Annotated in this window: 28 protein-coding genes; 15 read left to right on the top strand and 13 right to left on the bottom strand. The window is 62.2% G+C overall.

What is annotated here, in order from left to right:
* The coding region (locus tag CN311_RS11650; protein ID WP_097573842.1) for a helix-turn-helix transcriptional regulator at positions 1-740 on the bottom strand (740 nt) is incomplete at its 3' end.
* A gap of 86 nt (positions 741-826) precedes the next feature.
* Between CN311_RS11650 and CN311_RS11645 the strand changes: the two genes are divergently transcribed.
* From CN311_RS11645 to CN311_RS11635, 3 genes are all read left to right on the top strand, one after another.
* Positions 827-1,357 (top strand): hypothetical protein, encoded by a 531-nt coding sequence (locus tag CN311_RS11645; protein ID WP_097573840.1) that lies wholly within the window; start codon positions 827-829, stop codon positions 1,355-1,357.
* Between the two features lie 32 nt (positions 1,358-1,389).
* On the top strand, positions 1,390-1,767 hold the full coding sequence (locus tag CN311_RS11640) for a VOC family protein (RefSeq protein ID WP_097573848.1): 378 nt from the start codon (positions 1,390-1,392) through the stop codon (positions 1,765-1,767).
* 85 nt (positions 1,768-1,852) lie between these two features.
* Positions 1,853-2,482, top strand: coding sequence for a MarC family protein (locus CN311_RS11635; RefSeq protein ID WP_097573838.1), 630 nt, complete (start codon positions 1,853-1,855; stop codon positions 2,480-2,482).
* Between the two features lie 45 nt (positions 2,483-2,527).
* Here CN311_RS11635 and CN311_RS11630 read toward each other — a convergent pair whose 3' ends face one another.
* From CN311_RS11630 to CN311_RS11620, 3 genes are read right to left on the bottom strand one after another with little or no spacing between them, the layout of a single operon-like run.
* A complete protein-coding gene (locus CN311_RS11630) occupies positions 2,528-2,968 on the bottom strand; it encodes an OsmC family protein (RefSeq protein ID WP_097573837.1) in 441 nt (146 codons plus the stop codon).
* Between the two features lie 24 nt (positions 2,969-2,992).
* Positions 2,993-3,391 carry a DUF2306 domain-containing protein gene (locus tag CN311_RS11625; RefSeq protein WP_097573835.1) on the bottom strand — a complete coding sequence of 133 codons (399 nt, stop codon included), beginning with the start codon at positions 3,389-3,391 and terminating at the stop codon, positions 2,993-2,995.
* 51 nt (positions 3,392-3,442) lie between these two features.
* Positions 3,443-3,967 (bottom strand): single-stranded DNA-binding protein, encoded by a 525-nt coding sequence (locus CN311_RS11620; protein WP_097573833.1) that lies wholly within the window; start codon positions 3,965-3,967, stop codon positions 3,443-3,445.
* A 238-nt stretch (positions 3,968-4,205) separates the two neighbouring features.
* Between CN311_RS11620 and CN311_RS11615 the strand changes: the two genes are divergently transcribed.
* The 9 genes from CN311_RS11615 (at position 4,206) to CN311_RS11575 (ending at position 12,899) form a co-directional block, all read left to right on the top strand.
* Positions 4,206-4,520 (top strand): ArsR/SmtB family transcription factor, encoded by a 315-nt coding sequence (locus CN311_RS11615; RefSeq protein ID WP_097573831.1) that lies wholly within the window; start codon positions 4,206-4,208, stop codon positions 4,518-4,520.
* Positions 4,517-5,029, top strand: coding sequence for an SRPBCC family protein (locus CN311_RS11610; protein ID WP_097573829.1), 513 nt, complete (start codon positions 4,517-4,519; stop codon positions 5,027-5,029). Before CN311_RS11615 ends, CN311_RS11610 begins: the two co-directional genes overlap by 4 nt.
* Positions 5,030-5,049: 20 nt before the next feature.
* Entirely contained in the window at positions 5,050-5,655 is a 606-nt protein-coding gene (locus CN311_RS11605) for an ATP-dependent Clp protease proteolytic subunit (RefSeq protein ID WP_097573846.1), read from the top strand.
* 76 nt (positions 5,656-5,731) lie between these two features.
* Positions 5,732-6,019, top strand: a complete 288-nt coding sequence (locus tag CN311_RS11600) for a hypothetical protein (RefSeq protein ID WP_097573827.1) — start codon at positions 5,732-5,734, stop codon at positions 6,017-6,019.
* 931 nt (positions 6,020-6,950) lie between these two features.
* Positions 6,951-9,872, top strand: a complete 2,922-nt coding sequence (gene uvrA / locus CN311_RS11595; RefSeq protein WP_097573826.1) for an excinuclease ABC subunit UvrA — start codon at positions 6,951-6,953, stop codon at positions 9,870-9,872.
* A gap of 16 nt (positions 9,873-9,888) precedes the next feature.
* Complete coding sequence (locus CN311_RS11590) at positions 9,889-10,332, top strand: hypothetical protein (protein WP_097573824.1); 444 nt, start codon at positions 9,889-9,891, stop codon at positions 10,330-10,332.
* The gene (locus CN311_RS11585) at positions 10,329-10,799 is read left to right on the top strand and encodes a GNAT family N-acetyltransferase (protein ID WP_097573822.1); all 471 of its coding nucleotides are present in this window, start codon (positions 10,329-10,331) and stop codon (positions 10,797-10,799) included. The genes CN311_RS11590 and CN311_RS11585 overlap by 4 nt, the downstream gene beginning before the upstream one ends.
* Positions 10,800-10,821: 22 nt before the next feature.
* A complete protein-coding gene (locus CN311_RS11580) occupies positions 10,822-11,628 on the top strand; it encodes a DUF72 domain-containing protein (protein ID WP_097573820.1) in 807 nt (268 codons plus the stop codon).
* A 125-nt stretch (positions 11,629-11,753) separates the two neighbouring features.
* On the top strand, positions 11,754-12,899 hold the full coding sequence (locus CN311_RS11575; protein WP_097573818.1) for a GGDEF domain-containing protein: 1,146 nt from the start codon (positions 11,754-11,756) through the stop codon (positions 12,897-12,899).
* A 23-nt stretch (positions 12,900-12,922) separates the two neighbouring features.
* On the opposite strand, the gene CN311_RS11570 is transcribed toward CN311_RS11575, so the two are convergent.
* The 6 genes from CN311_RS11570 to urtA all read right to left on the bottom strand — a co-directional run bounded on the left by CN311_RS11570 (position 12,923) and on the right by urtA (position 19,165).
* On the bottom strand, positions 12,923-13,099 hold the full coding sequence (locus CN311_RS11570; protein WP_097573816.1) for a hypothetical protein: 177 nt from the start codon (positions 13,097-13,099) through the stop codon (positions 12,923-12,925).
* Between the two features lie 209 nt (positions 13,100-13,308).
* Positions 13,309-14,004 carry an urea ABC transporter ATP-binding subunit UrtE gene (gene urtE / locus CN311_RS11565; RefSeq protein ID WP_008875994.1) on the bottom strand — a complete coding sequence of 232 codons (696 nt, stop codon included), beginning with the start codon at positions 14,002-14,004 and terminating at the stop codon, positions 13,309-13,311.
* Between the two features lie 70 nt (positions 14,005-14,074).
* Complete coding sequence (urtD, locus tag CN311_RS11560; RefSeq protein WP_097573814.1) at positions 14,075-14,821, bottom strand: urea ABC transporter ATP-binding protein UrtD; 747 nt, start codon at positions 14,819-14,821, stop codon at positions 14,075-14,077.
* 4 nt (positions 14,822-14,825) lie between these two features.
* Complete coding sequence (gene urtC, locus CN311_RS11555; RefSeq protein ID WP_097573812.1) at positions 14,826-16,055, bottom strand: urea ABC transporter permease subunit UrtC; 1,230 nt, start codon at positions 16,053-16,055, stop codon at positions 14,826-14,828.
* Positions 16,052-17,668 carry an urea ABC transporter permease subunit UrtB gene (urtB, locus tag CN311_RS11550; protein ID WP_097573810.1) on the bottom strand — a complete coding sequence of 539 codons (1,617 nt, stop codon included), beginning with the start codon at positions 17,666-17,668 and terminating at the stop codon, positions 16,052-16,054. Before urtB ends, urtC begins: the two co-directional genes overlap by 4 nt.
* 186 nt (positions 17,669-17,854) lie before the next feature.
* The gene (gene urtA, locus CN311_RS11545) at positions 17,855-19,165 is read right to left on the bottom strand and encodes an urea ABC transporter substrate-binding protein (protein ID WP_097573844.1); all 1,311 of its coding nucleotides are present in this window, start codon (positions 19,163-19,165) and stop codon (positions 17,855-17,857) included.
* Positions 19,166-19,479: 314 nt separating this feature from the next.
* Between urtA and CN311_RS11540 the strand changes: the two genes are divergently transcribed.
* Positions 19,480-19,875: a hypothetical protein gene (locus CN311_RS11540; RefSeq protein ID WP_097573809.1), complete on the top strand. Its 396-nt coding sequence runs from the start codon at positions 19,480-19,482 to the stop codon at positions 19,873-19,875.
* Between the two features lie 67 nt (positions 19,876-19,942).
* On the opposite strand, the gene CN311_RS11535 is transcribed toward CN311_RS11540, so the two are convergent.
* The 3 genes from CN311_RS11535 to CN311_RS11525 form a co-directional block, all read right to left on the bottom strand.
* The gene (locus CN311_RS11535; protein ID WP_097573807.1) at positions 19,943-21,514 is read right to left on the bottom strand and encodes a GMC family oxidoreductase; all 1,572 of its coding nucleotides are present in this window, start codon (positions 21,512-21,514) and stop codon (positions 19,943-19,945) included.
* A gap of 48 nt (positions 21,515-21,562) precedes the next feature.
* Complete coding sequence (locus CN311_RS11530) at positions 21,563-22,111, bottom strand: Twin-arginine translocation pathway signal (protein ID WP_097573805.1); 549 nt, start codon at positions 22,109-22,111, stop codon at positions 21,563-21,565.
* Positions 22,112-22,191: 80 nt separating this feature from the next.
* Entirely contained in the window at positions 22,192-22,587 is a 396-nt protein-coding gene (locus CN311_RS11525) for a VOC family protein (protein ID WP_097573803.1), read from the bottom strand.
* A 233-nt stretch (positions 22,588-22,820) separates the two neighbouring features.
* Between CN311_RS11525 and CN311_RS11520 the strand changes: the two genes are divergently transcribed.
* A complete protein-coding gene (locus CN311_RS11520) occupies positions 22,821-23,126 on the top strand; it encodes a ribbon-helix-helix domain-containing protein (protein ID WP_097573801.1) in 306 nt (101 codons plus the stop codon).
* Between the two features lie 505 nt (positions 23,127-23,631).
* The coding region (locus tag CN311_RS33385; protein WP_245440801.1) for a gluconate 2-dehydrogenase subunit 3 family protein at positions 23,632-23,855 on the top strand (224 nt) is incomplete at its 3' end.

Raw genomic sequence — 23,855 nt, 5'->3', positions numbered from 1 at the left:
AAACCCGCCTCGAAGGCAATCGCCGAGATCGCATCGTTCGACATCCGCAGCCGCACCGCTGCCCGGTGCAGCCGCGTCTTCAGCAGGAACTGGTAAGGCGTCATGCCCGCCACTTGCCGGAATGTCCGCAGGAAATGATAGGGACTGGTCGCCGTCCCGTCGGCAAGTTCGGCGAGCGAAAGCGGCCGGTCGGCCTCCAGCTCGATCAGCCTGACTGCTTCGGCAACCCGTTTCTGGTCGCGGCGGCTTGGCGGCCTGCGAGCCCGCATGGAACCGGTGGTTGCGGCGACCACCGCGCCGGCGATGCGCAGGCCGAGGTCCTCGAACGCATCGCTTTCAGCCGTCTCGCGCGCGGCCTCCGCCTCCGCCAGCAGCGGCGCCAGCACCGGCAGGGGCGGCAAGCGAGGCGCCGCAAAGCCCAGTCGCCTCGCGCCGGGCACCTCAGCGATGATACCTTCCATATAGTCCGGGGCAAAATGGAACGAGAGGCAGCGGTCGCCGGCTCCATGTTCGTGGCCGCATTCGTAGCAGGCGCCGGGATTGCCGAGCAGGATGGCGCCGGGAGCCAGCATCGCCATGCCCTGCCGCGTGCGGTAGCGGAAGGTGCCGCTGGTCACCGCGGCGACACAGTAAGTCCGGTGCTCTTCCTCGAACGGCCTGTCGCCGGCGCCGGCCGTGCACACCACGTCGGACACGTGCCAGCCCGGCCCCGATGCCAGGTTTTGCTCGCTCGTCGTCATGGTCTGAAAGATAGCAATTTTTCCCAAGCGCAGAACCCAGCCATGGCCCTATTGGTCGCGCTCTCCTGACAAACGAGGCAGCAACCATGACCGATCCCTTGACCCAAGCGCTGCACAGCGACGGCCCCAACCCCGACCTGGCTGAAAAACTGGATCTCTATGGACGCTTCGTCGGCGCCTGGACATTCGATGCAACACGCCATCTCGAAGACGGCACGGTTCTGACCGGGCGCGGCGAGGTGCATTTTGGCTGGGTTCTGGAAGGCAAGGCAATCCAGGATGTATGGATCCTGCCCGCGCGGAACACTGGCGCACAGGCTTCGCTCGGCACATGGACGTTCTATGGCACGACATTGCGCGTCTACGATCCTGGCGCCGACGCCTGGCACATTTTCTGGAGCGACCCGCGCAACCAGTATTTTAGCCGCCAGCTCGGTCGCGCCGAAGGCGACACGATCGTCCAGCAAGGTGTCGACGCCCGTGGCTCCTCCGTGCGCTGGAGCTTCTTCCGGATCACCGAGAACTCGTTCCGCTGGCTGGGTGAGTGCGCGCATGACGGCAGCGCGGACTGGCGCCTCGAGGTCGAGTTCCTGGCGCGCCGCATCACTCCAGCCTGATCAACCAACGCATTGCAAACATGGAGAAAAATATGCTTGACCACGTCTCGATTGGCGTCCGCGACGCCGATGCCGCGAAACGCTTCTACGATGCCGCGTTGAAACCGCTCGGCTACACATGCCTCAGCCAGTCACCCGGCTCGCTCGGCTATGGCCGGGAAACGGTGGCGCTGTGGGTGAACGAGGCTTCGCGGCCGGTGAAGGCGGACGCGGAGTCCGGCCTGCATTTCTGCTTCGCCGCGCCGACGCGCGCCAGTGTCGATGCGTTCCACGCGGCGGCACTGCGCGAAGGCGGCAGCGACAATGGCCCGCCCGGCCTGCGAGCATCCTATGGCGACAACTACTATGCCGCCTTCGTCATCGACCCGGACGGCTACCGCATCGAGGCCTATTGCAGCAAAGCCGGCTAGCCGGCTTCTCCTGCCTGTTTGCAGCGCCCCTGCTTTGCTCTACCAATTAAGCAGTGCGGGCGCTGCCCGGCGGGGAGGGTTAGAGATGCCGAGCTTCGACAGCCTGTTCAACGCTTTCGTCACCATCCTGGTGACCATCGATCCGCCCGGGCTGGCGCCGCTCTTCCTTGCCGTGACGCGCGGCATGAACCGCGAGGAGCGTCAGCAGGTCTCTGTCCGCGCCTCGATCATCGGTTTCCTGGTGATGGCGCTGTTCGCTGTCGCCGGGGCGTCGATCCTGTCGGTGTTCGGCATTACCTTGCCGGCCTTTCGCGTCGCCGGCGGCTTTCTGTTGTTCTTCATCGCTTTCGAAATGGTGTTCGAGCGGCGGCAGGACCGCAAGGAGAAGATCGGCGACGTCGCCATCACCAAGGACATGATCCACAACATCGCTGCCTTCCCGCTGGCGATCCCGCTGATTGCCGGTCCGGGCGCGATTTCGGCGACTGTCCTGCTTTCCGGCTCGTTCCAGGGTTTTGCCGCGCAGGCAGCGCTGGTCGCCATCATCTTCGTCTGCCTGGCCATCACCTATCTGGTGTTCGTGCTGGCCGAGCGCATCGACCGCATCCTCGGCCAGACCGGCCGTTCGATCCTGACTCGGCTGCTCGGCGTTATCCTGGCGGCGCTCGCCGTGCAGTTCGTCGCCGATGGCATCAAGGCATTGGTGATGGGGTAGACCACACCGCCTTCAACGAAGGGCTGCCTCCTACTGCCTACTGCCCTACTGCCCTACTGCCCTACTGCCTGTCGTATCGATCACTTCGAAATCGTGCGTTATGGTCGCCGTCTTGGCCAGCATTGCCGAGGCCGAGCAGTATTTTTCGATCGACAGGTTGATCGCCCGTTTCACCTTGTCGTGCGAGAGCGCCCTGCCCTTGACGATGAAACGCATATGGATGCGGGTGAACACCCTTGGCTCGGTTTCCGCCCGTTCGGCATCGAGTTCGACCACGCAGTCCTCGACCGCCTCGCGGCCCTTTTCCAGGATATGGACCACGTCATAGGCCGAGCAGCCGCCAGTGCCGATCAGCACCAGTTCCATCGGGCTCGGTCCCGGCGTTCTGCCCTCCGGTCCATGCGCGGTCCCCAGCACCAGTTTGTGACCGCTGCCGGACTCGCCGACGAAGGTGCGATCCTCGACCCATTTGACGCGTGCTTTCACTGTATTCTTCCTTGCAAAGCTACCCTATTGGCCGAACACGACCGCGTGCATGATGCGGCCGGGCAGCAGCGTGAAGATGCCGGCGCCGATCAGCGCGAAAACATAGAGCTTGATCATGGCGCCGCGATGCGCGGCGACTTTATGGCTGTGCGCATGCCAGACCGCCAGCGGCACGGTGACCAGCACCAGGATCGACAGGAGATGGATCGGGCTGAACGGACCGATCAGGCGTATCTCCCGGATCCAAAAACTGGAGATAGCGATGAGCAGCATCAGCGCTGCCCAGACATAGCCGAACACCCGGTGGCGCGGCGTGCCTTTCGGCAACGCCAGCTGCGCTCCGCCTATCGCCAGTGCGGCAAAGGCCGCAAACGCATGCCACGGGATCGGAGGGGGCGCGGATAGCAGTGGTCCGAGAGACATCTCGCCCTCTCCTCAAATGCCCCAGCTCAAACACCCGACAGCGGCATTCACTCAGAACGGTATTTCGTCGTCCAGTTCGCGTGACGAACCACCGCCGCCGCCCTTTGATCCACCACCGCTGCCGCCGCCGCGGTTGAAGCTCTCGCCTGGGCCTGACTGGCCAAAATCGGAGCCGCGGCTGTTGCCGCCACCAGCATAGTTGCCAACCTGACCGCCGCCTTCGCCGCGCGCGTCGAGCATCTGCAACTCGCCACGGAATTTCTGCAGCACGATTTCGGTCGTGTAGCGGTCATTGCCGGTCTGATCCTGCCATTTGCGCGTCTGCAGCTGGCCCTCGACATAGACCTTCGCGCCCTTCTTCAGATACTGCTCGGCCACCTTGGCGAGCTGGTCATTGAAGATGACGACATTGTGCCACTCGGTCTTTTCCTTGCGCTCGCCGGAATTCTTGTCGCGCCAGCTTTCCGACGTGGCGATACGGATGTTGACGACCGGATCACCGGAATTCAGGCGGCGGATTTCAGGGTCCGCCCCGAGATTGCCGACCAGAATGACCTTGTTGACGCTACCCGCCATCACACTTCTCCGCGCTCATCCGAAACCAAATTTCTGTCGCACGCACCTTACAGGCTGCGGACAATCCCCGCCTGCTGTGGCTGCCTTTTCCCACAAGGTTTTTGTTCTCTTTTCGTTCCTATTTCTTTCAACTGCCGTTGTCAAGGAATGTCAGCAATCGGCGGCATCTCCACGCCATTTCATATGGGCGGGAAAAGACTGCTTGCCAAACCAATAAGTATCGACTTATGTTTTTGCCATGATCGAAGCAGAGATTTTTCGCGCCCTTGCCGACCCGACGCGCCGCGCCGTCTACGAGCGGCTCGCCGCCAGCGAGATGACGGTATCGGAATTGCGTAGCGGCATGACGGTGTCGCAGCCGGCCGTCTCCCAGCATCTCGCGGTGCTGCGCGGCGCCGGCCTGGTCACCGAGCGGCGGTCCGGCCGCAATGCCTATTATCGCGCCGATCCGCAGGGGCTTGAGCCACTGCTCGGCTGGATCGAACGCTACCGTGCATTCTGGCCGGAGCGCATCGAGAGGCTGAAGACGGTTTTGAAGGACATGGATCAATGACGGACGAAAAGCAGGTGCAGACTTCGACAGACTCCCTCGCCTTCGAGTGCGAGCTTCCGGACCCGCCGGAGAAAGTCTGGCGAGCACTGACCGAGCCGAGGCTGCTCGCGGCCTGGCTGATGCCCAACGACATCGAACCGGAAATCGGCAGCCACTTTGCCTTTGCCGGGCCTGACGCGCGGATCGACTGCGAAGTCCTCGAGGCCGAACCTGGGCGGCGGCTGCGCTATTCCTGGCGCGAGCGGCCAAAGACCCAGGATGCATCCCGCCCGGAGCCGCTCGACAGTCCAATGGACAGCATCGTCACGTTCACGCTCGATCGCACAACCACCGGCGGCACGCGTCTGCGCATTGTCCATGACGGTTTCGTACGAGCCGCGACACCCGTTGCTGCCTCACCCCAAGTCACAATGGCCAGCGCCGGCTGCCGGCTTTCGCTAGGCGCGCCCAACACGCCTAATCCGCCTGGCGCCGCAAACATGCCGCGCATGTTGCTACGCGCGGCTTGAACGACAACCAGGAGAAAAAGATGAGCGGGCTTGCCAATCTGGTGCCGATGGTGATCGAGCAATCGAGCCGCGGCGAACGCGCCTTCGACATTTTTTCGCGGTTGCTGCGCGAGCGCATCGTCTTCATCAACGGAGAGATCAACGACGGCATGTCGGCGCTGGTCTGCGCGCAGCTTCTGTCGCTGGAATCGGACAATCCCGACAAGGAGATCTCGCTCTACATCAACTCACCAGGCGGCGTGGTGACCAGCGGTTTCGCCATCTACGACACGATGCGATATATCTCCTGCCCGGTGTCGACCGTCTGCATGGGCTTTGCCGCCTCGATGGCTTCTTTCCTGCTGATGGCGGGCACGCCGGGGCGGCGCATCGCGCTGCCCAACACCAGCATTGTGCTGCACCAGCCATTGGGCGGCTTCCAGGGTCAGGCCTCCGATATCCAGCGTCACGCCGAAGGCATCCTGCGCACCAAGAAGCGTATGACCGAGCTCTATGCGCATCATTGCGGCCGCACCTATGAAGAGGTCGAGCGCACACTCGACCGCGATTTCTTCATGACCGCCGAGGACGCCAAGGCATGGGGCCTCGTCGACCATGTTTTCGATACGCGCAAGAAGGCGGCATGAGGCTGCCGGCTGACACGCGGCAATTTGATCGCGACCGGTCTGGCCTCGCCCGCGGCGTGACACTATAGTCCGCGACATGACCGACAGCCGTTCATCCAGACCATTGCGCCTTGTCGCCGCCTTTGCCGGTGCCTGTTTGCTGGCCGGCAACGCATTTGCCGATGACAGTTCGCCGCAAAAGGGCGCCCTGCCCGGCGTGACCAGCGACTATCGCATCGCCAGGCCGGCCCCGCAGCCTGAACCCGACGACGCGTTGCCGGCCGGTGGCAACGGCCAGTTCAAGATCGGCAATACCGATGTCAGGATTTCCGGCAGCATAACCGTCGACATGGCGACAGGCGGGATCAGGCCGCCAAACCACTGAGCCAGGCGATATCGGTTTCCTGCGAGCGTCGGCGCTGCCCTTCACCTGCCTGCCGGCATCCTCTCCCGTAAACGGGGCGAGGGACGCTCCGGTCGACGCTTTCGCCAAGCACCAACGTTGCAGAAATAGCGCCGCAGTTGCCACTTTCTCCCCGTTTGCGGGGAGAAATGCCCGGCGGGCAATGAGGGGCAGCGCCGACGCCCACAATTGGTCGTTGCCGACAAGATCGGTCGAGAAGATGCTTCACGGCGATCCCCACAAATGTAAGCCCCGCCGCTGCTTCTGCAGTCTGACGGGGCTTTCAAGGATCTTAAATCCAAATTCGCCGGGAATGTTTTACCGGCTTTTGATTTCGGATGCTTCGCGGCGTTCAGCCGACGATCCGACCAGTGGTCTCTGATTGTTGGGGATCGGCAAGTCACGGTTTGTCGGGCGGCGCATACGCCTACCCTGGCACTTATGCCTGCCGTGGCTCCAGCGATATCTGGAGCCTCAAGGGACTATCCGGTGGCGTCATGCTCCGCTCCTGTGTCCGTTGCGACAATGTCGTCCGAAGCGCAAATCGCACAGCCTGCGGCGTCTCGCAGGCCGCCTGTGGGCGACGAGGCCATCGAAAGACGGCCGGCTTCGTTGACTGTTTGAGACTGCGCCCCTCGGTCGGCGACGTCAACCGTCAATAGCCGGGTTACAAAAAATGTGATCGCCAGAGATCACGTAAGGGTCAGGTTACGCGGGGTCAATTCCCCACAGCTTTTGTCAGGAGAGTGTTCGGCCTTTGTTCTTTCCGCTTGCCCGCTCGCGCGAAAGACGGTTAAACGCTTTTGTCGAGATTTGTGGCGTCTCTCGACGTGGCGGCGAAAATACCTACATAGGGGATGGCCGGGAACCCCCGCCATTCCAGCAGATTCCAGACCTGAGGCGGCGACCGGCGATGGCCGACCATAAGTATCTCTCCATTCGCGGGGCGCGCGAACACAATCTGAAGAATGTCGATCTCGACCTGCCGCGTGACAGCCTGATCGTCATGACCGGCCTGTCCGGCTCCGGCAAGTCGTCGCTCGCCTTCGACACCATCTATGCTGAGGGCCAGCGGCGCTATGTCGAGAGCCTGTCGGCCTATGCCAGGCAATTCCTGGAAATGATGCAGAAGCCTGATGTCGACCAGATCGACGGCCTGTCGCCTGCCATCTCCATCGAGCAAAAGACCACCTCGAAGAACCCGCGCTCGACGGTCGGCACCGTCACCGAGATCTACGACTATATGCGGCTGCTGTTCGCGCGCGTCGGCATTCCCTATTCGCCGGCCACCGGCCTGCCGATCGAGAGCCAGACGGTTTCGCAGATGGTCGACCGCGTGCTGGCGGTCGAGGAAGGCACTCGCCTGTTCATCCTCGCGCCCATCGTGCGCGGTCGCAAGGGCGAGTACCGCAAGGAACTGCTGGAGCTGCAGAAGAAGGGCTTTCAGCGCGTCAAGGTCGACGGCGTCTTCTACGAGATCGCCGATGTGCCGGCGCTGGACAAGAAGTACAAGCATGACATCGACGTCGTCGTCGACCGCATCGTCGTGCGCGGCGACCTCGCCACGCGGCTGGCCGATTCCATCGAAACGGCGCTGAAGCTCGCCGAAGGGCTGGCGGTCGCCGAATTCGCCGACCGGCCGCTCGACGCCAGCCAGACCGGCGAGGATTCGGTCAACAAGTCGAAGAACGAGACGCATGAGCGCATCCTGTTCTCGGAAAAATTCGCCTGCCCGGTCTCCGGTTTCACCATTCCCGAGATCGAGCCGAGGCTGTTCTCCTTCAACAATCCGTTCGGCGCCTGCCCGACCTGCGACGGCCTCGGCAGCCAGCGCGCCATTGACGCCAGCCTGGTGGTGCCCGACGACAATATCTCGCTGCGCGCCGGCGCCGTCAGCCCGTGGGCGAAGTCGACCTCGCCCTACTACGCGCAGACGCTGGAAGCTCTGGGCAAGGCCTATGACTTCAAGCTTGGCGACAAGTTTAGGGATCTCAGCGAAGAGGCTAAGCAGGCCATCCTGCGTGGCACAGGCGAGCGCGAAATCACATTCCAGTATGATGACGGCCTGCGTTCCTACAAGACGACCAAGACGTTCGAAGGCGTCATTCCCAACCTCGAGCGACGCTGGAAGGAGACCGAATCCGCCTGGATGCGCGAGGAGATCGAGCGCTTCATGTCGGCCACGCCCTGCCCGGCCTGCCACGGCTACCGGCTGAAGCCGGAGGCGCTGGCGGTAAAGATCGCGGGCAAGCATATCGGCGAGGTTACTGAACAGTCGATCCGCAAGGCCGACCAGTGGTTCACCGAATTGCCCGCCCAGCTCAACGACAAGCAAAACGAAATCGCCGTGCGCGTCCTGAAGGAGATTCGCGAGCGGCTGCGCTTCCTCAACGATGTCGGGCTCGACTATCTGACGCTGTCGCGCAATTCGGGCACGCTGTCGGGCGGCGAAAGCCAGCGCATCCGGCTGGCCTCGCAAATCGGCTCGGGGCTGACCGGCGTGCTCTATGTGCTGGACGAGCCGTCGATCGGCCTGCATCAGCGTGACAATGCCCGACTGCTCGATACGCTGAAGCACCTGCGCGACATCGGCAACACGGTGATCGTCGTCGAGCATGACGAGGACGCCATCCTGCATGCCGATTATGTCGTCGACATCGGCCCGGCCGCCGGCATCCATGGCGGCGAGATCATCGCGCAGGGGACGCCGCAACAGGTCATGGCCAATCCCAATTCGATCACCGGCAAATATCTGTCGGGCGCGCTCGAAGTGGCGACGCCTGGGGTGCGGCGCGAGGCCAAGAAGAACCGGCGTCTGAAGATCGTCGGCGCGCGCGGCAACAATCTGAAGAACGTCACCGCCGAAATCCCGCTTGGCACGTTTACCGCCGTCACCGGCGTGTCCGGCGGCGGCAAGTCGACCTTCCTGATCGAGACGCTGTTCAAGGCGGCCTCGCGCCGCATCATGGGCTCGCGCGAGCACCCGGCCGATCATGACCGCATTGAGGGCCTCGAATTCCTCGACAAGGTCATCGACATCGATCAGTCGCCGATCGGACGGACCCCGCGCTCGAACCCCGCCACCTATACCGGCGCCTTCACGCCGATCCGCGACTGGTTCGCCGGCCTGCCGGAGGCCAAGGCGCGCGGCTACCAGCCCGGCCGTTTCTCCTTCAACGTCAAGGGCGGCCGCTGCGAGGCATGCCAGGGCGACGGCGTCATCAAGATCGAGATGCACTTCCTGCCCGACGTCTATGTCACCTGCGACGTCTGCCACGGCAAGCGCTATAACAGAGAGACGCTCGATGTCCTGTTCAAGGGCAAGTCGATCGCCGACGTGCTCGACATGACGGTCGAGGAAGGCGTCGACTTCTTCGCCGCCGTGCCCGGCGTGCGCGACAAGCTGGAGACGCTGAAGCAGGTCGGATTGGGTTATATCCATATCGGCCAGCAGGCGACGACGCTGTCGGGCGGCGAGGCGCAGCGGATAAAGCTTGCCAAGGAATTGTCGCGCAAGGCGACCGGCAAGACGCTCTATATCCTCGACGAGCCGACCACCGGCCTGCATTTCCACGATGTCGCCAAACTCCTGGAAGTGCTGCATGAGCTGGTCGATCAGGGCAACACGGTCGTCGTCATCGAGCATAATCTCGAAGTGATAAAAACCGCCGACTGGGTGCTCGACCTCGGCCCCGAAGGCGGCGATGGCGGCGGCGAGCTGGTCGCCTCCGGCACGCCGGAAGACATCGTGCGCGAAAAGCGCAGCTACACCGGCCAGTTCCTGAGGGAATTGCTGGAGCGGCGCCCCGGAGGCAAGCGCGAAGCGGCGGAGTGAACGTCTTGTTCGATCGATGCTGATGGAGACCGGCGCTGTCGTGGAAGAGACCGACGTGTTCGCGGACATCGAAGGTGCCAAAGCACTTATCGATTGGTTCGGATTCGTTCCGAATTTTCACGACGCCGAGCTGCTCGATATCGAGTTGTTCTCAAACCGCTTTGGACGACTGCGTCTCCACGCTTTCCGGATGACCGACAAGGTTGACGAGAAAGGTAATTATATCCTTGATCGACATGTACTCGTGAGTTTGACTCTCGAAGAGGTCAGGGAAATCTCGCTGGATTACTTCGAACTTATTGGCATCGTTAGCTGCCTGCGGGTCACGAAGACTGGCAATAGATATCGAGTTGAATGGGAATCCTCCTATGGGGTCGACGGGGCCATTGTAGCGAAAAATATACGCATCGACTTCGAAGAATGGCACCCGGATTCCGCGTTATCGGAGGCGAGGAAATGACCATGCAATTGGCCCGCACCGGGGATCTCGCCACTATAGTCTCGCTGACCGAATCCGCCTACGCGCCCTACACCGCGTTGCTCGGTGCGCCGCCAATACCGGTCACAGAGGACTACGCGCCACGCATCGAACGCGGCGAGGTCTGGCTGCTGGAAAGCGGCGATGAGACGGCCGGACTTCTGGTTCTCGAACGGCACCCGGATCACACGATGATCTTCAGCGTCGCGGTCGCGCCGGGCTTTCAGGGCAAGGGCTTCGGCATCAAGCTTCTCAATTTCGCCGATGAGCAGACGCGACAGTGGCGCCTGCCGGAGGTGCGGCTCTACACGAATGCGAGGATGGAGCGGAATATCGCGCTCTACACGGCCTATGGCTTTCGTGAAACGGGCCGCCGGCCCAATCCATACCGGACTGGATGGACGGTGGTCGACATGGCAAAGCCCGTCAACGATATAGCCTCGGCCTGATCGCATTTCGGAGGAGAAGACAATGAGCAGCCATGGAACAATCCGCGCCGGCATGGGCGGCTGGACCTTTGAGCCTTGGGACACCTCCTTCTATCCGGACAAGCTCTCAAAGGCCAAGCAGCTCAACTACGCCAGCCGGCAGGTGCCGAGTATCGAGGTCAACGGCACCTATTATTCCAGCTTCAAGGAGCCGACCTTCGTCAAATGGGCAAACGAGGCGCCGGACGGTTTCGTCTATTCGCTGAAGGGCAATCGCTTCGTTACCAACCGCCGGGTGCTCGGCGAGGCCGGCGAGTCCATGATGCGTTTCCTGGGCTCGGGCGTCGCGGCACTTGGCGACAAGCTCGGGCCGATCCTGTGGCAGTTCGCGCCGACGAAGAAATTCGATCCGGACGATTTCGAGGCCTTCTTGAAACTGCTGCCGGAAAAGCAGGACGGCGTGGCGCTGCGCCACGCGGTCGAAGTGCGCAACGACAGTTTTGTCGCGCCGGAATTCCCCGCTTTGGCGCGCAAATACAAGGTCGCCATCGTCTATGCCGACCACGCCAAATATCCTGATATTGCAGACGTCACCGGTGATTTCATCTATGCCCGGCTGCAGACCGGCAGCGACGACAATCCCGACTGCTACACACCGAAAGGGCTGGACGAGTGGGCGGCGCGTGCCAAGACCTGGGCGGAAGGCATGGTTCCCGCCGACCTGCGGCGTGCCGATCCCGCCACCGAGGCGCCGGTCAGGCCGCGTGACGTGTTCGTCTACTTCATCACCGAAGGCAAGGTTCGCGCCCCATTCGGCGCCATGGCCTTGATGAAGCGCGTGACAGACTGACAGACCGAAGCGCTTGGAATCGTGGCGTCTTCGCCGCATCGTAACCTTATCGATACCTCCTTGCTGCATGACTCCAGTCGGGCCAGGTCGCGGAGTTGCGACCGTCGTGGCAAGGAACGCGGGGCATGTCGCTTGACTACAACTCACTTCTGCTAGCCATCGGTTTCTCGGCCGCTTGCCTCAGTTTGACGTTGTTCGGCATCTGGCTGACAGCCCGCACCGAAAAATTTCTGCTGACCTGGGCGATCAGCGCGTTGCTTATCGTCGGCGACGTTTTCATCTACAGGGACTATATCTACGCGCCGGGACGCCTACTCGGCATGGCGAGTTTCGCCGTGCTCCTCGTCGGCTTCTCGACGATGCTGGGCGCCGCCTACCAGTTCACGTCAGGCCGATCGCCGATCCCGCTGACGGTCCTCGGCAGCGGCATCTCGCTTGCCGTGGCATTGCCGCCCATGGCGCTTGGATATGACGGGCTCGGCTTCATGCTCGAGAATTCCTGTGCCGCCTTGCTTTTGTTCGCGACGGCTCGTGAATACTGGAAAGGACGCGCCGAGGCGCCTGTCCCGATCATCAGCCTCACGGTGCTCTACTGCGCCACCGCCGTGTCCTTCGTGCTCTGTGCCACGGTTCTCGCATGGGACGGCCGATTGGTTCTCGGACATGCGCCGAGCAACTGGGCCGAAAATCTCAGCCTCGTCATCGTCATTGCCTCGATGACCGGCGTCGGCGCCCTTTCGCTGGCGCTTAACCAGGGACGCCTGGCCCGATATCACCGCCTGGATGCATTGACCGATCCGCTGACCGGCCTGCTCAACCGGCGCGCGCTGTTCGATCTCAACAACAGTGCCCCGATCGGAGCCTTCACGGCAGTGGTCGTGTTCGATCTCGATGGCTTCAAGGCCATCAATGACGAATTCGGCCATGCCACGGGCGATCGCGTGCTGAAAGTGTTCGCCGAGGAATTGGCCCGGGATCTTCGCCCGACCGACGTTGCCGCGCGCATGGGTGGAGAGGAATTCGCGCTGGTTCTGGGACGGACCTTGCCCGAAACGGTGGAGCTTGCCGCCGAACGCATACGCACCGCCTTCGCCGCGCGCGTCATCGAGACCGAGACGCGTCCCCTGAAATGTACGGTCAGCGCCGGGTTCGCTTTCGGCAGCAAGGAAGGTCTGAGCTTCGACAAGGTGCTCAGCGGCGCCGATAAGGCGCTCTATGCCGCCAAGCGCGGCGGCCGCAACCGTGTTTCGACACTGCGACGCGCGAGCTAGCGGCCAGCAACCTTAGCCGGTCCTCAAGCCGCCATGACGATCTCATTGTAGGCATCGAGGTCGACATAGAAGACCTTGGTGATCTCCGCGATTAGTTCGTCGTGGTCATACCCTTGCGATTTCAGAATGTTGATGGCGGTCATGATGTCGACGCGCTCGGTGAGCCGTCGTTTCTGATAGTCCTCGACGTAACGTTCCATAGGCTGTCCCTGGTGCCCGAAAAGTTGAAACAACGATCAAACCACGGGAGGGAAGCCGCCCGCACGAAGCGTGGTGGCGCGGCTTGCACCTTCCTCTGATCTGCCGATTGAGACTGATACGGAAAGCGGCCGACTCACCAAGGCCAAGCGAAGCCTAGCATGCAATCTTCAACGCGCCAGGGTTGCAAACGGTGGGATTGAAGAAGAATCTAGACGGTCAGGAATTTGCGGACATCCGCCCGGTCGAGATCTTCCGCCGGGCCGGTATGGACGATCTGGCCGCGGTCCATGATGTTGACCTCGTCGGCCAGTTCCCGGCAGAAATCGAGATACTGCTCGACCAATAGCACGGCAATGCCCGCCTGGTCGCGCAGGTAGCGGATGGCGCGGCCGATATCCTTGATGATCGACGGCTGGATGCCTTCGGTCGGCTCGTCGAGCACCAGCAGCTTCGGCCGCATCACCAGCGCCCTGCCGATCGCAAGCTGCTGCTGCTGGCCGCCGGAAAGATCTCCGCCACGGCGCGCGAGCATCTGCTTGAGCACCGGAAACAGCTCGAAGACATGGCCGGGAATATTGCGGTCGGCGCGCTTCAGCGGCGCGAAGCCTGATTCGAGATTTTCCCGCACGCTGAGCAGCGGAAAGATCTCCCTGCCTTGCGGCACGAATGCGATGCCCGACCGGGCGCGGTCATACGCCGCGCTCCGGTCGAGCGCCTTCCCCTCGAAGGCAACGCTTCCGCTCGTCAGCCGGTGGTGGCCGACGATCGATCTCATCAAACTGGTTTTGCCAACGCCATTGCGGCCGAGCACGCAGGTGATCTTGCCCGCGCCGGCCTTGAGCGAGACGCCGCGCAGCGCCTGGGCGGCGCCGTAGTGGAGCGTGGCGTTGGAGACTTCGAGCATGATCAGGGCCTTCTCCAACGCCGGAAGAAGGAGAGATCGAAACGATGGAACGAAACCCGCCAGACCATGATCATCTCCCGAGATAAACTTCGACGACGCGCTCGTCGGCCGAAACGAAATCGAGCGAGCCTTCGGACAGCACCGAGCCTTCGTGCAGGCAGGTGACCTTGACACCCAGTTCGCGCACGAAATGCATGTCGTGCTCGACGACGATGACCGAATGGTCGCGCGCGATATCCCTGAGCAGCCGCGCCGTCTCCTCGGTCTCGGCGTCGGTCATGCCGGCGACCGGCTCATCGACCAGCAGCAGCTTTGGGTCCTGCGCCAGGAGCATACCGATCTCGAGCCATTGCTTCTGTCCATGGCTCAGATTGGCGGCAAGTTCGTCGCGCTTGTCGCCGAGCCGGATGATGCCGAGGATGTCGTCGATCCGCCTTACCTCGGCCACTGAGCGGCGATGGAACAGCGCCGGGAAGATCGAGCGCGGCCCCTTCAGCGCCAGCATCAGGTTCTCCTCGATCGTGTGGCTTTCGAAGACGGTCGGCTTCTGGAATTTCCGGCCGATGCCCATCATGGCGATCTCGGCCTCGTCATGCTTGGTCAGGTCGACCTGGCCGTCGAAGAAAACCTCGCCCTGGTCGGGCCGCGTCTTGCCGGTGACGATGTCCATCATCGTCGTCTTGCCGGCGCCGTTGGGACCGATGATCGCGCGCATCTCGCCCTTGTCGAGCACCAGCGACAGATTGTTGATGGCGCGAAACCCGTCGAAGGAGACCGAGACGCCGTCGAGATAAAGGATGGTGTTCGACTTCGACATCGCTCTACTCCGCCGGCTGCGGTTCAGGGCCGGAAGCGGACCAGTCGCCAGGCGTCCTCGCGGCGCTGCGAACGATCTTCGCCGGCGGCACGTCAGGATCGGTGCCGGCCTCCTCGGCGATCGAGGCCGCCCGCATGGCCTTGGCGTTGCCACGCCAGGAATCCCACATGCCGATAATGCCTTTGGGCAGGAACAGCGTGACGGCGACGAACAGGCCACCCAGCGCAAACAGCCAGAATTCGGGCAGCACACCGGTGAACCAGGATTTTCCGGCATTGACCAGAAGCGCGCCGATGATTGGCCCGACGATGGTGCCGCGGCCACCAACGGCTGCCCACACCACGACCTCAATCGAGTTGGACGGCTCGAACTCGCCCGGATTGATGATGCCGACCTGCGGGACGTAGAGCGCCCCGGCGATGCCGGCCATGACAGCCGAAACGGTAAAGGCGAACAGTTTGACATTCTCTGCCCGCCAGCCGAGGAAGCGCGTGCGGCTTTCGGCGTCGCGCACCGCCATCAACAGCTTGCCGTATTTGGAGCCGACGATCGCCCAGGTGACAAAGACGGCAAGCGCCAGCGTGACGGCGCTGGCCGCAAACAGCGCCGAGCGCGTCGTGTCGGCCTGCACGTTGAAGCCCAGAATATCCTTGAAATCGGTGAGGCCGTTATTGCCGCCAAAACCCATGTCGTTGCGGAAAAAGGCGAGCAGCAGCGCATAGGTCATCGCCTGGGTGATGATCGACAAATAGACGCCGGTGACGCGGCTGCGAAAGGCGAACCAGCCGAAGACGAAAGCAAGCAGGCCGGGCACTGCAAGCACCATGATCGCGGCGAACCAGAAATGGTCGAAACCGTACCAGAACCACGGCAATTCCTTGTAGTTGAGGAACACCATGAAATCGGGCAGCAGCGGATTGCCGTAGACGCCGCGCGAGCCGATCTGGCGCATCAGATACATGCCCATCGCATAGCCGCCGAGCGCGAAGAAGGCGCCATGGCCGAGCGAAAGGATGCCGCAATAGCCCCAGACCAGATCGAGCGCCAGCGCGAGCAGCGCGTAGCAGAGATATTTGCCGGTGAGCGCCACGATATAGGACGGCACGTAGAACGCGCTTGCCGGCGAGACTGCGAGATTGAGCAGCGGAACGATGATGGCAGCCGCCAGCAGGATGAAGATCGTGATGGCGATGCGGCGGTCGGCGCCGGCGGCGAAGAAGCGTCCCGTGATCATGCTTCCACCGCCCTGCCCTTGAGCGCGAACAGGCCGCGCGGGCGTTTCTGGATGAACAGAATGATGAGGACCAGTACGACGATCTTGCCGAGCACCGCGCCCGCATAGGGTTCCAGGAACTTGTTGACGATGCCGAGCGAGAAGGCGCCGACCAGCGTGCCCCAGAGATTGCCGACGCCGCCGAAGACGACGACCATGAAGCTGTCGATGATGTAGCCGCGGCCGAGATTGGGCGAGACATTGTCGATCTGGCTGAGCGCGACGCCAGCAATGCCGGCAATGCCGGATCCAAGCGCAAAGGTCAGCGCATCCACCCACGGCGTCTTGATGCCCATCGAAGCGGCCATGCGGCGGTTGGCGGTGACGGCGCGCATCTGCAGGCCCCAGGGCGTGCGCTTCATCACATAGAGCAACAGCGCAAACACGCAGAGCGAAAAAACCAGTATCCAGAGGCGGTTCCAGGTGATCGCAAGCTGGCCGACATCGAACGAGCCCGACATCCAGGACGGATTGCCGACCTCCTGGTTCGTCGGCCCGAAGATGGTGCGCACCGCCTGCTGCAGGATCAGTGAGACACCCCATGTCGCGAGCAGCGTTTCCAGCGGCCTGCCATAGAGGAAGCGGATGACGCCGCGCTCGATGGCAAGGCCGACCAGGGCCGCGACAAGGAAGGCCAACGGCAATGCGATGACCAGGGACCAGTCGAACAGACCGGGAAAGGAATTGCGGATCACCTCCTGAACGACAAAGGTGGTGTAGGCGCCGAGCATGACCATTTCGCCATGCGCCATGTTGATGACGCCCATGACGCCGAAGGTGATGGCCAGGCCGATAGCGGCAAGCAGCAGCACCGACCCCAGCGAAATGCCGTACCAGATGTTCTGGCCGGCATCCCAGAAGGCGAGCGTCGAATTGATGGCGCCGACTGCCGCGGTCGCCGCGTCCTTGACCGCGCCTTGCGAATTCGCTTCGACCGAGGTCAGCAGCGAGAGCGCATCGCGATCGCCGCGCGCGCCGATCAGGGCGATTGCCGCAAGCTTGTCGGCTTCGGGCTTGTCAGAAACGAGTACCGACGCGGCGCGCGCCTGTTCGAACAGCGCCTTGACGTTCGCATCGGTCTCTGCGGCGAGCGCTGCGTCGAGCGGCTCGATGTTGGTGGCATCGGGCGTCTTGAACATGGTGGCGGCGGCGGCGATGCGCACGGCCGGCTCCTTGGCGCGTAGCGTCAGTGTCCCCAGCGCGTCGCGGATGACGCGGCGCAGCGTGTTGTTGACCTTGATCTTGGTGATGTCCGACTTGGCTGCTTCACCGGATTTTTCGCCGCTCAGGGGATCAAGGAGCTCAACGCCGTCGCCGCCCTCCTTGCCGACGAAGACCAGGGAATCGGCTTTGCGAACATAGAGATCGCCTTCCGCGAGCGCTGCAAGCGGGCGTTCGACCAAGGGATCGCCGGTGGCGGCAAGCTCGCGCACCACGGCCTCGGTGGCCGAGAAATTCGTGGCTGTGGCAAATTTCGCGATGATGGCGCGCAGATCGGCTTCGGCAGCGTTTGCCGGCAACAGATTCGCCAGCAGAAACAGCAGCATCAGGCCGAGAGCGCGCAACAAGATCATCCGTTCAGCTACTCCTGAGGAGTTCGAATTCTGCGTCCGGGCGGACTGGAGGAGGAGTTCGCCCGGACGCTTTGCGGCCTTAGTCATGGACCTACGGTCCAGACCGGGCCATGGACCTTAGGGTCCAGACCGGCCATGGGCCTGACGGCCCAGCCCGGGGCATGGGCCTTGCGGCCCAGCCCGGGATCAGTTGGTTCCCTTGCCGCCGCACTTGCCTGTGGCGACGTTGAAGTTGCCGCAGGACAGAGGCGCGCGCCAATCGGAGATCAGGTCCTTGGAATCAGGCAGATAGTCGGACCATTCGTCGCCCATCACCAGGCCCGGCGTCTGCGACACCGTCTCGAACTGGCCGTCGGCCTGGATCTCGCCGATCAGCACCGGCTTGGTGATGTGATGGTTCGGCATCATCGTCGAGTAACCGCCGGTCAGGTTCGGCACGGAGACGCCGATCATGGCATCGATGACCTTGTCCGGATCGGTGGTGCCGGCCTTCTCGACCGCCTTCACCCACATGTTAAAGCCGATATAGTGGGCTTCCATCGGGTCGTTGGTGGTGCGCTTGTCGTTCTTGATGAACTTGTGCCAGTCGGCGATGAACTTCTTGTTCTCCGGCGTATCGACGCTCTCGAAATAATTCCAGGCGGCGAGATGGCCGACCAGCGGCGCGGTGTCGAGACCGGCAAGCTCTTCCTCGCCAACCGAGAAGGCCATGACCGGGATGTCCTCGGCCTTGATGCCCTGGTTGCCGAGCTCCTTGTAGAATGGCACGTTGGCGTCGCCATTGACGGTCGAGACGACAGCGGTCTTCTTGCCCGCCGAACCGAATTTCTTGATTGCCGAGACTTCGGTCTGCCAGTCGGAGAAGCCGAAAGGCGTGTAATTGACCATAATGTCCTCAGCGGCGACGCCCTTGGCCTTCAGATAGGCCTCGAGGATCTTGTTGGTGGTGCGCGGATAGACGTAGTCGGTGCCCTCAAGCACCCAGCGCTTCACCGAGCCGCCGTCCTCGCTCATCAGGTAGTCGACCGCGGGAATGGCCTGCTGGTTTGGCGCGGCACCCGTATAGAACACGTTGCGCTCGCTCTCCTCGCCCTCATACTGGACGGGGTAGAACAGGATGTTGTCGAGCTCGGAAAATACCGGCAGCACTGACTTGCGCGACACCGAGGTCCAGCAGCCGAACACCGCCGCCACCTTGTCCTTGGAGATCAGCTCGCGCGCCTTTTCGGCGAAGAGCGGCCAGTTGGAAGCCGGATCGACGACGACCGCCTCGAGTTTCTTGCCGAGCAGGCCGCCCTTGGCATTCTGCTCCTCGATGAGCATCAGCATGGCGTCCTTCAGCGTCGTCTCCGAAATCGCCATGGTCCCCGACAGCGAATGGAGAATGCCCACCTTGATCGTGTCGTCGGCCGCCCTGGCCTGGGCGGACATCAACAGACCCGCCGCGACCACGCCTGCCGAAACCATTTTTGTTATTGTCGAGAAATTACCCCTCATATTCCACACTCCCAAGCTGGTTGACTGCACCGCACCAGAGCAATGCAACCCCCGTGCCAACCGGTGGTATCAGGTGAAGAATTCAGTAATTTCCAAATGTTATCAGCTTGTTATAATATTAGTATCTCGAGATGGGTGGGTGGCGGCCAAGGCTTGATTGAGAAAAATTTGCGCACCCTTGCCTAGATTTTGCTCAAGGCTCGAAAGTGCCTACTTATTAGGCTATCCAATGACAGCAATACCGAAGTTGACCGGCACAGCTGTTGCGGTGCAGCGGTGAAATAGGGCAAGTTCGCCTTGAACAGAGCGACGTCATGGCCTCCAGCATTTCCTGCATTTTCAGCATCACGCTTATGCTTGCAGCCACCGGCGGGGCGCGCGCCGACTTCAGCGACGGCAAAATGCCGGACGGCACCTATCATTGCGAAGTCTACCTGCTTGGCATGTTCATCAACCTCGGCGACATCACAATCAAGGGCAACCTCTATAGCGGCCCGGTCACGTTCGGGACCGCCCAGCAGGGCTACAGCTATCAGATGGACGCCAATGGCGTGATCAGCTGGCTTGGTCCGTTGGGCGGCTATACCAGCGGCGGCAACTCGATCTCGCTCACCCAGGCCACCCTGGATGGGCAGACCAGCCCGTCCTTCGACATCATCATGCGGCAGCCCGACGGCGCCTTTACCGCCTCGACCTGCACAAAGGGTTGACGCCTCAAAAAAAGGCGCGGAACCTTGCCGGTTCCGCGCCAGCAGGCAGTCGGGAGGATGCTGCCAGCTAGATGCTCTTCGCCGACATCTCTCCGGCGATGTACTCGGCCTGGCGGATTGCCAGCGACACGATGGTCAGCGTCGGATTTTCGGCACCGCCGGTGGTGAACTGGCTGCCGTCCGACACGAACAGGTTCTTGATGTCGTGCGACTGGCCATGCTTGTTGACAACGCCGTCGGCCGCCTTCTCGCTCATCCGGTTGGTGCCGAGATTGTGGGTCGACGGATAGGGCGGCGTCGGGAAGGTGCGGGTCGCGCCGACCGCCGCGTAGAGTGCCGAACCCTGCTTGTAGGCGTGGTTGCGCATCGCCGTATCGTTGGCGTGGTCGTCGAAATGCACGTCCGCCACCGGCATGCCGTGCTCGTCCTTCATGTCGGCATGCAGCGTGATGCGGTTTTCCGCGCGCGGCATGTCCTCGCCGACGATCCACAGGCCGGCCATGTGGTCGTAGTGGTCGAGCGCCGTGGTGAAGGAGCGGCCCCAGCCGCCGGGATCGAGAAAGGCGGCCATGAATGGCAGGCCGAGCGACAGCGTCTCGAACTCGTAGCCGCCGACGAAACCGCGCGACGGATCATGCCGCGCCTCGTCGCGGATGATCCCGGCCATGGTGGTGCCACGATACATGTGCACCGGCTTGTCGAAGATGGCGTAGACCGAGCCGGTGGTGTGGCGCATGTAGTTCCTGCCCACCTGCCCCGACGAATTGGCGAGACCGTCGGGGAACTTGCTCGACGCAGAATTAAGCAGCAGACGCGGGCTTTCGATCGAATTGCCGGCGACGGCGACGATACGGGCCTTCTGCTCCTGCAGCTTGCCGTCCTTGTCGGCATAGACGACGCCGGTGACCTTGCCAGACGCATCGTGGTTGATCTTGATCGCCATGGCATTCGGCCTGACCTCGAGATGGCCGGTCGCCTCGCCCTTGGGAATCTCGGCATAGAGCGTCGACCATTTGGCGCCCCATTTGCAGCCCTGGAAGCAGAAACCGGTCTGCTGGCAGGACATGCGGTCGTCGCGATCGACCGAGTTTATCGCCATGTTGCCGGTGTGGCACTCCTTGTAGCCGAGCTTGTCGGCGCCGGCCTTCAGCACCTTGAAGTTGTTGTTGCCCGGCAGCCTCGGCCAGTCATTGGTGCCGGTGACACCCATCTTGGCTTCGGCCTTGGCGTAGTAGGGTTCCATCTCGGCCAGCGTGATCGGCCAGTCGAGCAAAGTCGCGCCTTCCAGCTTGCCATAGGTCGAAAGCGTCTTGAATTCGTGCTCCTGGAAGCGCAGCGAGGCGCCGGCCCAATGCGTGGTCGAGCCGCCGACCGACTTGACGATCCAGGCCGGCAGGTTCGGAAAATCCTTCGCCACCCGCCAGTCGCCCGACGTCGTGCGCTTGTCCGTCCAGGCCAGTTGGGCAAATGAATCCCACTCATCGTTGATGAAATCCTCATATTCGTGGCGGGCGCCCGCCTCCAGGATTACGACGTCGACGCCCTTCTGGGCGAGTTCGTTGCCGAGCGTGCCGCCGCCGGCGCCCGAGCCGATGATGACGACCACGCCATCGTTGTTGAGATCAAATGGTGCTGCCATGGTTTCCTCCCATGATGTCTGTCTGATGCGGTCGAGAACGAACGAGGCTCAGAGCCACTCGATGTCGTCGAAACCGCGCGCGATGTAGCCGCCCTTGGAATAGGATTCGCCCTCGTAGCCGAAGATCGGCCAGACCTCCTTCTGGTTGTAGAGGCCGACAACCAGCCCGCCGCGGACTGCCTGGAAGAACGGAGTGCCCTCGATCTGCTTGAGCACGGCGACGCGCTGCTCCTCCCAGCCGAGACCGGTGTAGCCGTCCTTGCCCGACTTCAAGTCGAGGTCGGCGATGCCCTTTTCGATGAGATCCTTGTGGGCGGGGTCTTTTCCGGCCTGCTCATCATGCGCCTTGACGGCGATCGCGTAATATTTGTCGGGCACCTGGTCGTGCGGATAGATATCGCGCGCCATCTGGATCAGCGTCGCCATGGTTTCGGGCTTGAGCGCTGATGTCTCCAGGCCCCAGGCATGTTCCGGGCTGATGACGGCGCTGCCTGAAATCACCAGCAATGCGCTTGCCCCGCCGCGTTTCAGCAGCTCGCGGCGCGATAGCCCGGGTTTCCCCTCAAAGCCCAGCTTCCTCTCGTAGATCGTGACCATTTGTTCCTCCCTTGCTTGCTACTTGCACCCGAGGGGCGCCGTTGCTGGCGCCGCGCCAGCCGGCGCGGCCGTGATCTCTCCTATTTGAAGCGTCCGCTGCGCTGCAGGACCTCGATCTTATAGCCGTCGGGATCCTCGATGAAGAAAAAGCGGGCAAGCAGCACGCCGTCGCGGTTGAACTCGACGATCTTCTTCGGGGCGAGCCCGAGCGCGCCGAGCCGGTCGTGCTCGCTGTCCAGATCGGCGACCGAAACCGCGAAATGGCCATAGCCGTCGCCGAGCACATAAGGCTCCTGCCGGCCCTTGTTGACGGTCAGTTCGAGCTCGAACGAAGTATCGGCATTGCTGAGATAGAGGAGCGTGAAGGTGTCGAAATCGAGCCGATCTGCAACGTCCAGTCCAAAGGCGTTCCGGTAGAAATCGACGGACCGGGCCTCGTCGAGAACCCGGATCATGGTGTGGATTGCCTTCGCCAAATCAGTCTCCGCTGCTGCTTGCCTGGGAGCGATTATGGGCGGCGTTGGGAAAAGGTGGTGGCAGCCGGTTACCACGCAACTCCGTCACAAGCCCGATACCATTCCTGCCAAGGACGAAAGTCCGATTGCCGTTTTCTGTTTTCCGAATGAAGATGGCCGGGAGGGACAGGCTCTGTTCAAAGGCGCGAATCGCTGCTGATTGCGCCCAAAACCAACAACAATGGGAGGTAACGATGTGCAGGGTTTTTGCCGGGCAGGATCCGGAGGGCTACCGCCAGATCAACCGCTCGATCCGCATCGATGGGCACTCGACCAGCATCCAGCTCGAGGCGACCTTTTGGACACTGCTCGACGAGATCGCCGACAGCCAGGGTTTGACGACTCCGAAATTCATCTCGAAGCTCTATGATGAGGCCATCGAGATCAATGGCCAGATTCCGAACTTCGCGTCGATGCTGCGCACCACATGCGCCCTCTATCTGCGCGGGCATCGTCCTGGCATGGAAGAGCAGACGGCGCCGAAACGGGAAGCGGCCTAGCTCTCGGGTGCAACCTCGGCGGCAGCTGGTCATATCTGTGAAAAACGCCTGGCTTTAACGCCTGGCCTCACGACGCTGTTTCCGTCGCTCCGCTATCCACAGGCACGGCTGGAGACCGCGCCCTAGCCGGCAAGCGACCCTGTGATCAGGCCGCGGATCTTGAGCAGCCTCCTCAGCCTTTGGTGGCCCAATCGAAAGCTGGCCGAAGTCCCGCTAACGATTTTGTGATGTGGTTGACGGGATCATCTTCTTCTCGCAGTTTGTCGACAATTGATCAGTGCGGCTTAAACTTTACGGTTTTTGTCATAAATTACTTGGGCGCAACTTCCCGAGCGCGTCCGCTTGCTTTCGAGGTTGCTAAATGAGCCACCGCTATCCTGTCCGGATGAATCGGCGTCTTTTCCTCTCCTCGGTCGCAATGCTTGCGGTAACCGCAACATCGCCCAGTTTTGCCCGGTCCTTGTCGGGTTCGCTGCCTTGGGCGCCAATGGCGTCCGATCCGCCAATGCAAGTCCTGCCCGGCGGCTGGCAGTTCTTCACGCCGCAGGAAGCGGCGCTGGTCGAGGCCATCGTCGACCGCATCATTCCTGCCGACGATCTCAGCATCGGCGGCAAGGAAGCCGGCTGCGCCGTCTACATCGACAGGCAATTGACGGGCGCGTTCGGCACATCGAGCCGGCTTTATACGCAAGGGCCCTTTTTGCCCGCTCTGCCCACGCAGGGCTATCA

Source organism: Mesorhizobium sanjuanii, assembly GCF_002529485.1.
GTDB lineage: Bacteria > Pseudomonadota > Alphaproteobacteria > Rhizobiales > Rhizobiaceae > Mesorhizobium > Mesorhizobium sanjuanii.
Note: the sequence above shows the minus strand (reverse complement) of the source record. Positions and strands in the feature narration are given on the sequence as shown.

Coding starts and splice junctions, on each gene's coding strand:
- CN311_RS11645 (WP_097573840.1), top strand. CDS start 827: ATGACCGATCCCTTGACCCAAGCGCTGCACAGCGACGGCCCCAACCCC.
- CN311_RS11640 (WP_097573848.1), top strand. CDS start 1,390: ATGCTTGACCACGTCTCGATTGGCGTCCGCGACGCCGATGCCGCGAAA.
- CN311_RS11635 (WP_097573838.1), top strand. CDS start 1,853: ATGCCGAGCTTCGACAGCCTGTTCAACGCTTTCGTCACCATCCTGGTG.
- CN311_RS11625 (WP_097573835.1), bottom strand. CDS start 3,391: ATGTCTCTCGGACCACTGCTATCCGCGCCCCCTCCGATCCCGTGGCAT.
- CN311_RS11620 (WP_097573833.1), bottom strand. CDS start 3,967: ATGGCGGGTAGCGTCAACAAGGTCATTCTGGTCGGCAATCTCGGGGCG.
- CN311_RS11615 (WP_097573831.1), top strand. CDS start 4,206: ATGATCGAAGCAGAGATTTTTCGCGCCCTTGCCGACCCGACGCGCCGC.
- CN311_RS11610 (WP_097573829.1), top strand. CDS start 4,517: ATGACGGACGAAAAGCAGGTGCAGACTTCGACAGACTCCCTCGCCTTC.
- CN311_RS11605 (WP_097573846.1), top strand. CDS start 5,050: ATGAGCGGGCTTGCCAATCTGGTGCCGATGGTGATCGAGCAATCGAGC.
- CN311_RS11600 (WP_097573827.1), top strand. CDS start 5,732: ATGACCGACAGCCGTTCATCCAGACCATTGCGCCTTGTCGCCGCCTTT.
- uvrA (WP_097573826.1), top strand. CDS start 6,951: ATGGCCGACCATAAGTATCTCTCCATTCGCGGGGCGCGCGAACACAAT.
- CN311_RS11590 (WP_097573824.1), top strand. CDS start 9,889: ATGCTGATGGAGACCGGCGCTGTCGTGGAAGAGACCGACGTGTTCGCG.
- CN311_RS11585 (WP_097573822.1), top strand. CDS start 10,329: ATGACCATGCAATTGGCCCGCACCGGGGATCTCGCCACTATAGTCTCG.
- CN311_RS11580 (WP_097573820.1), top strand. CDS start 10,822: ATGAGCAGCCATGGAACAATCCGCGCCGGCATGGGCGGCTGGACCTTT.
- CN311_RS11575 (WP_097573818.1), top strand. CDS start 11,754: ATGTCGCTTGACTACAACTCACTTCTGCTAGCCATCGGTTTCTCGGCC.
- CN311_RS11570 (WP_097573816.1), bottom strand. CDS start 13,099: ATGGAACGTTACGTCGAGGACTATCAGAAACGACGGCTCACCGAGCGC.
- urtE (WP_008875994.1), bottom strand. CDS start 14,004: ATGCTCGAAGTCTCCAACGCCACGCTCCACTACGGCGCCGCCCAGGCG.
- urtD (WP_097573814.1), bottom strand. CDS start 14,821: ATGTCGAAGTCGAACACCATCCTTTATCTCGACGGCGTCTCGGTCTCC.
- urtC (WP_097573812.1), bottom strand. CDS start 16,055: ATGATCACGGGACGCTTCTTCGCCGCCGGCGCCGACCGCCGCATCGCC.
- urtB (WP_097573810.1), bottom strand. CDS start 17,668: ATGATCTTGTTGCGCGCTCTCGGCCTGATGCTGCTGTTTCTGCTGGCG.
- urtA (WP_097573844.1), bottom strand. CDS start 19,165: ATGAGGGGTAATTTCTCGACAATAACAAAAATGGTTTCGGCAGGCGTG.
- CN311_RS11540 (WP_097573809.1), top strand. CDS start 19,480: ATGGCCTCCAGCATTTCCTGCATTTTCAGCATCACGCTTATGCTTGCA.
- CN311_RS11535 (WP_097573807.1), bottom strand. CDS start 21,514: ATGGCAGCACCATTTGATCTCAACAACGATGGCGTGGTCGTCATCATC.
- CN311_RS11530 (WP_097573805.1), bottom strand. CDS start 22,111: ATGGTCACGATCTACGAGAGGAAGCTGGGCTTTGAGGGGAAACCCGGG.
- CN311_RS11520 (WP_097573801.1), top strand. CDS start 22,821: ATGTGCAGGGTTTTTGCCGGGCAGGATCCGGAGGGCTACCGCCAGATC.